This is a genomic window from Intrasporangium sp. (assembly GCF_039812505.1).
Taxonomy (GTDB): domain Bacteria; phylum Actinomycetota; class Actinomycetes; order Actinomycetales; family Dermatophilaceae; genus Intrasporangium_A.
The window spans coordinates 1-2,701 of the sequence record NZ_JBDIAQ010000261.1; the positions used below are offsets into that span (position 1 = coordinate 1).

Below are 2,701 nucleotides of genomic sequence, written 5' to 3' on the forward strand. Positions count from 1 at the left end.
CTCAGGCGATGCGCGCCAGCCCGATCTCCGCGTAGGAGGCCAGCCCCTCGTGCTTCGGCACGACCCGCACGCTGTAGCCGAACGAGCCGGTCCGGGTCATCGAGATCTCACCCGCGAACACGGCGCGGCCCTGCTCGTCGGTCTCGGTGAAGGCGAGCGGCGCGACGGCGATGTCGCGCAGCTCGTCGTCGCCGGAGACGCGCCCGTGCACGAGCTGGACCTCGACCTCGTCCGGGCTGAGCTCGGCCAGCTCGACGAGGGCGGAGACGTGCAGCACGTCGCCGATCTGCGGCGAGTCGGACACGCCCGAGGACTCGACGTGCGCGACCTTGACGTCCGGCCAGGCGTGTCGGACCTTGGCGGTGTAGGCGGCCAGGTCCTTGGCGCCCTTCCAGCCGGTGCCGTCCATGGCCCGCCCCGCCGCGGTCGCCGGGGCGTACAGCCGCTCGGTGTACTCCTTGATCATCCGGCTGGCCAGGACCTTCGGACCGAGGGTGGTCAGCGTGTGCGTCATCATCTCGATCCACGAGTGCGGCAGCCCGTCGGCGTCGCGGTCGTAGAACCGGCGGGCGACGCTCTGCTCGATGAGGTCGTACAGCGCCGCCGCCTCGATGTCGTCGCGCCGGTCCGTGTCGTCGACGCCGTCGGCGGTCGGGATGGCCCAGCCGTTGTGGCCGTCGAACCACTCGTCCCACCAGCCGTCCAGCACCGAGAGGTTGAGCCCGCCGTTCAGGGCCGCCTTCATGCCCGAGGTACCGCAGGCCTCGAAGGGGCGCAGGGGGGTGTTGAGCCAGACGTCACAGCCCGGGTAGAGCGCCTGGGCCATGGCGATGTCGTAGTTGGGCAGGAAGACGATCCGGTGGCGCACCTCGGGATCGTCGGTGAACTGGACCATCTCCTGGATGAGCCGCTTGCCGGTCTCGTCGGCCGGGTGCGACTTGCCGGCGATGACCAGCTGCACCGGGCGGGTCGGGTGCAGCAGCAGTCGCTTGAGCCGGTCGGGGTCGCTCAGCATGAGGGTGAGCCGCTTGTAGGTCGGCACCCGCCGGGCGAAGCCGATCGTGAGGACCTCGGGGTCGAGCACGTCATCGACCCAGCCAAGCTCGGCCTTGGTCGCCCCCCGCTTGCGCCAGGACGAGCGCAGCCGGCGGCGGGCGTCCGCGACGAGCTGGTGGCGCATCTCGCCCTTGACCTGCCAGATCGCCTCGGCCGGGATCTCGTCGACCCGGTGCCAGGCGTCCTCGCCGGCCACGTTGGTGGTGCCCAGGTGGGTGCTGGCCAGGTCGTAGACCCGGCGGTCGACCCACGTCGGGGCGTGGACGCCGTTGGTGATGCTCGTGATCGGCACCTCGACGTCGTCGAAGCCGGGCCAGAGGCCGTCGAACATCTCGCGGCTGACCACGCCGTGCAGCTGCGAGACGCCGTTGGCGCGCTGGGCCAGCCGCAGGCCCATGACGGCCATGTTGAAGATGCCCGGGGTGCCGCCGTCGTAGTCCTCGGCGCCGAGCTCGAGCAGCCGGTCGACGGGCACGCCGGGCACCTCGAGCGACCCGCCGAAGTAGCGGTTGATGTTCTCGGCCGGGAAGCGGTCGATGCCGGCCGGGACCGGGGTGTGCGTGGTGAACACCGTGGCGGCCCGGACCGCCGCGCGTGCCTCGTCGAAGGTCAGGCCCTCGTCGCGGACGAGCTCGGCGATCCGCTCGACCCCGAGGAAGCCGGCGTGGCCCTCGTTGGTGTGGTAGACCTCCGGCGTCGGGGCGCCGCTCAGGCGCGACCACATCCGCAGGGCCCGCACGCCGCCGACGCCGAGCAGCAGCTCCTGCTCGAGGCGGGTCTCACCGCCGCCGCCGTACAGCGACTCGGTGACCCGTCGCGCCGCCTCGTCGTTGCCGGGGATGTCGGAGTCGAGCAGCAGCAGCGGCACCCGGCCGACCTGCGCCTTCCAGACGTGCGCACCCAGGACCCGGCCGCCGGGCAGGTCGAGGCACACCACCGCCGGGGTGCCGTCGGCCTCGCGGAGCAGGGACAGCGGCAGGCCGTCCGGGTCCAGGACCGGGTAGGTCTCCTGCTGCCAGCCGTCGCCGGACAGCTGCTGCTTGAAGTAGCCGGTCTTGTAGAACAGGCCGACGCCGACGATCGGGACACCCAGGTCGGAGGCGGTCTTGAGGTGGTCGCCGGCGAGGATGCCGAGGCCACCGGAGTACTGCGGCAGCACGGCGGTGATGCCGAACTCGGGGCTGAAGTAGGCGATGGCCCGCGGTGCCGCGCCGCCGCGCTCCTCCTGCTCCCGGCTCCAGTGCTGGTACCACCGCTCGCTGGTCAGGTAGTGGTGCAGGTCCTCGTTGGCGGCCACGACGCGGCCGACGAACTCGTCGTCGGCGGCCAGCGCGGCGAGCTCGTCCGCGGACAGGCGGGAGAGCAGCTTGACCGGGTCGTTCTTGGCGGCCGCCCACTTCGGCGGGTCGATGCTCTCGAAGAGGTCGCGGGTCAGCGGGTGCCAGGACCAGCGCAGGTTGCTGGCGAGTACGCCGAGACCCTCGATGCGGGGCGGCAGGACGGTGCGCACGCTGAAGCGTCGGATGGCCTTCACAGGCCAAGAGCATAGCCGCGTGACATGTTCTTGCAGAGTTTGCAACGGGGTTACAGGAACGGTCTCGGCTGGTGGGACGGCACGCACCTGCGGCCCGCGGCCGCCAGGCGG

1 protein-coding gene is annotated in these 2,701 nt (G+C 71.7%); it reads right to left on the reverse strand.

Annotated elements, in window-relative coordinates; genetic code table 11:
* Position 1: 1 nt before the first annotated feature.
* Complete coding sequence (glgP, locus tag WMI84_RS17965) at positions 2–2,590, reverse strand: alpha-glucan family phosphorylase (protein WP_347355141.1); 2,589 nt, start codon at positions 2,588–2,590, stop codon at positions 2–4.
* Between the last annotated feature and the right edge of the window lie 111 nt (positions 2,591–2,701).